Source organism: Nonomuraea basaltis, assembly GCF_005893125.1.
Classification (GTDB): domain Bacteria; phylum Actinomycetota; class Actinomycetes; order Streptosporangiales; family Streptosporangiaceae; genus Nonomuraea; species Nonomuraea basaltis.
This window is the reverse complement of record NZ_VCJS01000422.1, coordinates 1-5,522: the sequence shown is the minus strand read 5'-3', so window position 1 is coordinate 5,522 and position 5,522 is coordinate 1. Positions and strand designations below refer to the sequence as shown.

The 5,522-nt window shown below is 71.9% G+C and carries 5 protein-coding genes and 1 pseudogene; 2 read left to right on the top strand and 4 right to left on the bottom strand.

The window, feature by feature from the left end; all coding sequences use genetic code 11:
• A partial coding sequence (locus tag EJK15_RS67405) for a helix-turn-helix domain-containing protein (RefSeq protein ID WP_206062282.1) occupies window positions 1-682 on the bottom strand: 682 nt, incomplete at its 3' end.
• A gap of 69 nt (window positions 683-751) precedes the next feature.
• Here EJK15_RS67405 and EJK15_RS67400 point away from each other — a divergent pair.
• On the top strand, window positions 752-1,975 hold the full coding sequence (locus EJK15_RS67400; RefSeq protein WP_138720614.1) for a LeuA family protein: 1,224 nt from the start codon (window positions 752-754) through the stop codon (window positions 1,973-1,975).
• A gap of 34 nt (window positions 1,976-2,009) precedes the next feature.
• Here the strand turns inward: EJK15_RS67400 and EJK15_RS67395 are convergent.
• A pseudogene (locus EJK15_RS67395) lies at window positions 2,010-2,090 on the bottom strand (mycothiol transferase); the annotation flags it as partial.
• 62 nt (window positions 2,091-2,152) lie between these two features.
• On the opposite strand from EJK15_RS67395, the gene EJK15_RS67390 reads away from it, so the two are divergent.
• The gene (locus EJK15_RS67390; protein WP_138720613.1) at window positions 2,153-2,785 is read left to right on the top strand and encodes an HAD family hydrolase; all 633 of its coding nucleotides are present in this window, start codon (window positions 2,153-2,155) and stop codon (window positions 2,783-2,785) included.
• A 39-nt stretch (window positions 2,786-2,824) separates the two neighbouring features.
• Here the strand turns inward: EJK15_RS67390 and EJK15_RS67385 are convergent, their stop codons facing one another.
• Both EJK15_RS67385 and EJK15_RS67380 read right to left on the bottom strand, forming a co-directional pair.
• Window positions 2,825-3,739 carry an NAD-dependent epimerase/dehydratase family protein gene (locus tag EJK15_RS67385; RefSeq protein WP_240778108.1) on the bottom strand — a complete coding sequence of 305 codons (915 nt, stop codon included), beginning with the start codon at window positions 3,737-3,739 and terminating at the stop codon, window positions 2,825-2,827.
• 79 nt (window positions 3,740-3,818) lie between these two features.
• Window positions 3,819-5,522: SbcC/MukB-like Walker B domain-containing protein (locus EJK15_RS67380; protein WP_276615616.1), on the bottom strand; the 1,704-nt coding region annotated here is incomplete at its 5' end.

Here is a 5,522-nt window from a genome sequence, read left to right as displayed (position 1 = left end):
GGCACAGGCGGGACCACAGACGCTCGGCGATCGAGTCTCCCTGCGGCTCGCTGAGCTGTGGCAGGGCGTCGACCAGGCCGGCGATCAGGCGGCGACCGGTGGCGGCGACCGAGACGGGGTCGAGCTGGTAGCGCAGGGAGTCGGACGCGCCCAGCACAGTGGCGATCACCTGGAGGCGGTCGAGGGGCAGCAGATCGTCGGGCAACCCGCGCTGCGCGTCGACGGCGGCCCGCAGCGCATCCGGCTCACACCGCCACACCGTCCCTTCGCCACGGCCGCCGTCCCGCATGTGCGGCTTCCCCGCGGCGGGTGCCTGCGGGCAGGAGGCGGCGGGTGGCGTGGAGGCGAGGGGGTGCTGCCAGAGCGTGGGATCGGCGGTCCAGAGCCATTCCGCGACGGTCTCGAAGTCGCTCGTCGTCGCCAGCTCCAGCGCGTCGATCCCCCGGTAGAAGGGCCGGTCGACGCCGAGGGCCGTGATGGCCGACTCGATCACCAGCTCGGGCGGCTGGCTGCGGGGGCGGCCGCGGCGGGCGAGCCGTTCGATCTCCTCGGCGGAGAACAGGCTGCGCCGCCCGTCGTCGCTGTGCCGCCGCTGCAGCACTCCCCTGCTCACGTACGCGTACAGCGTGGCGGGCTTGACCCCGAGACGTTCGGACGCCGTGGCCGCGTCGATCCACTCCACCCCAGCAGCCTTCCAGGTTGATGAAAATCAATATTGATCCATGTTGAGCGAACATGTCAACGTGAGGGCATGCCAAAAGTGCACTTTCTCGATGTGACCAACCGGGACGGCGTGCAGACCGCGCGCACCGGCCTGTCGAAGTTCGGCAAGACCATGGTCAACTTCTATCTGGCCAGGCTCGGCGTGGCGCAGTCCGAGATCGGCTTCCCGTTCCTCTTCCACGAGGTCCCGTACGTCAAGGCGCAGGTGGCGCTGGCCGAGGCGGGGGCGTTCGGTGAGCTGCGGCTGTCCGGCTGGTGCCGGGGCGTGCCGCAGGACGTGGAGAAGGCGGCGCCGCTCGGGCTGAAGCACTACAACCTGTCGATCTCGACGTCCGACTACATGATCCAGAACAAGTTCCGCGGCCGGCTGGACAGGGACGCGATCATCAGGGAGATGACGGCCGCGGTACGCGTGGCCAAGGACGCGGGCGCGCTGACCGTGGGGGTGAACGCGGAAGACGGATCGCGTACCGATGACGGGTTCTTGCTGGAGTTCGCGCTGGCGGCCAAGCAGGCGGGCGCCGACCGGGTGCGCTACTGCGACACGATCGGCGGCGACACGCCCGACCGGATCCGCGAGCGTTTCTCGAAGCTGGCCTCGGCCACCGCACTGCCGGTCGAGACGCACTGCCACAACGACCTGGGCATGGCCGTGGCCAACTCGGTGTCGGGCGCCCTCGGCGACCTCGACGCCGGGCAGGACGCGTGGATCAACACGTGCGTGAACGGCATCGGCGAGCGCTCCGGCAACGCCGACCTGCTCTCCACCATCCTGGCCTTCGAGCACGGCTTCGGGCTGAACGCGGAGATCGGCGACGCTCTCGACCTGTCATGGGCCCGGCGGTTCGGGCTGTGGGCGAGTTACGCGTTCGGGCAGCCGCTGCCGTACAACCAGGTGGGGGTGGGGCGCAACGCGTTCGCGCACGAGTCGGGCATCCACGCCGACGGCGCGCTGAAGGATCACGGCAACTACGAGCTGTACGACGAGGCGACGCTCGGCCCGTTCCCCGAGGACTGGCACGCGCGCAGCGGCCGGGTGGTGCTGACCGGCGAGTACGGCGGGAAGGCCGGGTTCAGGCACGTCATGAACGGGCTCGGGATCGAGGTGATCGAGGAGGAGGACCTCGCGTTCCGGCTGGTCCAGCTCTGCAACGCGATGACGGGCAGACCGCTCACGGACGACGAGCTGCGCCTGATCGCGACCCACCCGCGTGAGCTGTCCCTGCTCTTCCCGAGCTACGACCCCGCCTGACGGCCCTGAGCGGGCGCGGCCAGGGGCCCGGCGGCTACTCTCCGGTGAGCCCGTCCACCGACTCACGGATGAGGTCAGCATGGCCGTTGTGCCGTGCGTACTCCTCCCCGGCATGCTGCGCGCGCCGGCCCGATATGTTCGAGGTAGATCACGGGCGACTCTTGGGGGGAACCGATCTTGGCTGTCGATCTGGTCATCTTCGACTGCGACGGGGTGCTCGTGGACAGCGAGCCCATCTCCGTACGCTTGGGCACGGCGGCGCTGCGGCGCCTGGGCTGGTCGATCGACGAGGCGGAGTACGCCGAGCGGTTCGTGGGCTGCACGAACGAATACTGGGCCGAGCAGGTCGGCGAGACGCCGCCGGGCTGGTGGGAGAAGCTTTACGACGAGTACACGGCCGCGATCAAGGCCGAGCTGTGCACCGTGGCGGGCATCGAGGCGGCGCTCGATCAGCTCACCGTGCCGAGCTGCGTGGCCTCGAACGGCCGGCACGTCACGATCCGCCGCAGCCTGGAGCTCACGGGGCTGGCCGAGCGGTTCGTGGGGCGGGTGTTCAGCGCCGAGGACGTGGCCCAGGGCAAGCCGGCGCCCGACCTGTTCCTGCACGCGGCGGCCACGATGGGGGTGGCGCCGGAGCATTGCGTGGTGGTGGAGGACAGCCCGTTCGGGGTGATGGCGGCGGCGAGCGCGGGAATGCGCTGCCTGGCCTACGCCGGCGGCCTCACCCCGCCCGCCCGCCTGAAGGGCCTGGGCGCCACCCTCTTCCACGACCCGGCCAAGCTCCCGGACCTGATCAGCACCCTCGGCTGACCAGGCCTTTTCCGGCATCGGTGCCGCGCAGTAACGACCCTATGCGGAGCGGGTGCGCCCGTTCTCGTCAAGGTAGTCGCGCCACGACCGCTTCGGGTTCCAGCCCAGCATCCGGTGAGCCTTCGCGCACGAGATGCCGGAGGCGTCCGGGCGGGCGAGCGGCCGCAGCTCGATCTTGTCCCCGAAGTACTGCCGCAGGGCCGCGGCGAAGTCGTGCCCGCCCGCGTTGTCCGGCGAGGCGATGTAGAACACCTCGTGTCCGGGCAGATCGGACTCGACAGCCAGGACGATGGCGTCCGCCAGGTCGTACACGTCGATGTAGCTCCACAGGCCCGCCCCTGCCTGGGAGGGGTCGCGGACCACCGGGCCCAGGTTGCGCTCGTAGTTGCCCTCGTGCTGCACCCAGCTCGGCCGCAGCGAGATGCACCTGATGTCGGAGCGGCGCACGGCGGCGTCCATGAGCTGCTCGCCGAAGTGCTTGGCCAGCGCGTACGGGTCCTGCGGCCGGATCGGGTGATCCTCGTCGACCGGCGCGTAGTCGGGCAGGAACGGCCGCTCGGGAAAGAAGAAGCCGGGCACGGTCTCGCTCGAGATGTGGACGAACCGGGACACGCCACACCGTACCGCCGCCTCGATCATGTTGAACGTCGCCATCAGGTTGTTCTGGAACACCACCTGCGGCGGGTTGGCGGTCGGATCCGGGATGGCGGCGGCGTGCACCACCGCCTCGGCCCCGCGCACCACGGCGAAAGCCTGCCCGGCATCGGTCAGGTCGGCCTGCTGGTAGCGGGGGGCACCCGGCTCCGGCCGCTCCCATACCGGGCGCGTCAGGTCGACCGCGGTCACCTCGTGCCCGGCCTCCATCAGCGCCTTGACGGCCGCACGGCCGACCTTGCCGTGGGCTCCGGTGACGACGACGCGCATGAACGACTCCTTCAGCAACAGAGTGAGCAACGCGTCAAGACTAGATCTCCGCCCGGTCAAGGGTGACGCCGTGTCCGTGTTCTCGGTGCCGGCCTGGCGGGCCCGCCCTTCACACTCCGATGGAGGAGAGCGTGGAGCCCGTACGGGCCTTGGTCACCTTGAGCTGGGCGGTGATCCGGGACCGCAGCTCGGCGACGTGGCTGACGATGCCCACGGCCCGGCCTCCGTCGCGCAGCCCGTCAAGGATGTCGAGCACGCCGTCGAGCGTGTCCTCGTCCAGGGTGCCGAAGCCCTCGTCCACGAAGAGCGTGCCGATCTCCGCGCCGCCCGCCTCGGCCGTGACCACATCGGCCAGGCCCAGCGCCAGGGCCAGGGAGGTGATGAAGCTCTCGCCGCCCGACAGCGTCGCCGGGTCGCGGTCGACGCCGGTCCACCCGTCGGCCACGCGCAGGCCGAGCCCGCCCCCCGAACGGCCCCGCGACCCGGCTGTCTTGCGCAGGTCGTGCCGTAGCAGGTAGCGGCCGGCCGACATGTGGTCGAGGCGCTCGTTCGCGGCGTCGACCACCTGCCGCAGGCGCTCCCCCAGCACGTACGACGACAGGCTCATGCTCCACTGGTTGTCGCTGGACGTGCCGCCGGCCAGCGCGGCCATCCGCTCGGCGAGCCGGTGCCGGTCGGCCGCCGGGCGCCACCTCTCGACGCAGGCCGACAGCTCGGCGTACAGCTCCTCCAGCCGCCGCGCCCTGGCCACCGCCCGGTCGCGCCCGCTCGACAGACTCGTGTACGCCTGCTCCGCCGCCTCCCGCTCGGCCCCGGCCGCCTCCATGTCGGGGGCGGGCTCGGCCGCGGCGGCCACCAGCTCGGGATCGGCCAGCGTGCTCGTGACGGCGGCCTGCTCGTCATCCAGCCGGCGCAACGCCTCAGCCTTGCCCTCCCGCTCCGCCGGACTCCGGTACGCGGCCTCGACGTCCGCCACGTCCGCGAACCCGGCCTCGATCGCCGCCTCCATGGCGGCCTGCCCGGCTCTATCGAGCTCGTCCGCGGCCGCGACCGCCGCCTGCGTGGCTTCCAGCGCCTCCCGCAGCAACTCGGCCTCGTCGTGGAGTCTGGACAGCCGGGCCGTCAGCGTCGCGTCACCGCCCCGGGCGGCATCCAGCCTGGCACTGAGCCGTGCCGCATCACCGCTGAGCTCCTCATGCCTGGTCCGGCACGCCGCCAGCCGCGCGGCGACCCTCCGCCCCTGCTCCTCCAGCTCCAGCCGCTCCCGTCCCAGCCTGGCCGCCTCCCGCGCCAGCCCAGGCTCCTTGGTCTCCGACTCCGTCAGCCTGCGCAGCTCACGGTCGGCGGCGGCGAGCATGCCCGCAGCGGCGTCTCCTGCCGTGCGGAGGCCGGCCTGCGCCGGGACGGTCTCCGAGGGAACCGGTTCGGTGGGGTGGATGGCCTGGGTGAGGCGGGTGTGCAGGCGGGCGCGTTCGGTTTCCAGGCCGGTGCGGTGGGCGTGGTGGGCGGCGAGGGCCTCGGCGATCTCCCTGGCCTGGTCTCTGACCCGTTCGCGTTCGGCTTCGACGCGGTCGAGCGCGGCGGCCATCGCCGGCTCCCGGTCGGCCACCGCCTGCAGGCGGGCCAGCTCTTCCTCGGCCTGCCGAACGCGTGCCTCGGCGGTGCCGGCGTCCAGGTCTCCGGTGGCCGCCACCGCGTCGGCGTGCCGGGACTCGATCGTGGCGAGGGCCCGTTCGGCCGCCTCCCGCTCGGCCAGGGCGGCCTCATGCGCGCCTTCGGCCGCCTGCTCGTCGTCGGCCGACGGGGCGCTGGG

Bases quoted from the DNA above. Each gene is read 5' to 3' on its own strand.
- EJK15_RS67400 (WP_138720614.1), top strand. From the start codon at position 752: ATGCCAAAAGTGCACTTTCTCGATGTGACCAACCGGGACGGCGTGCAG.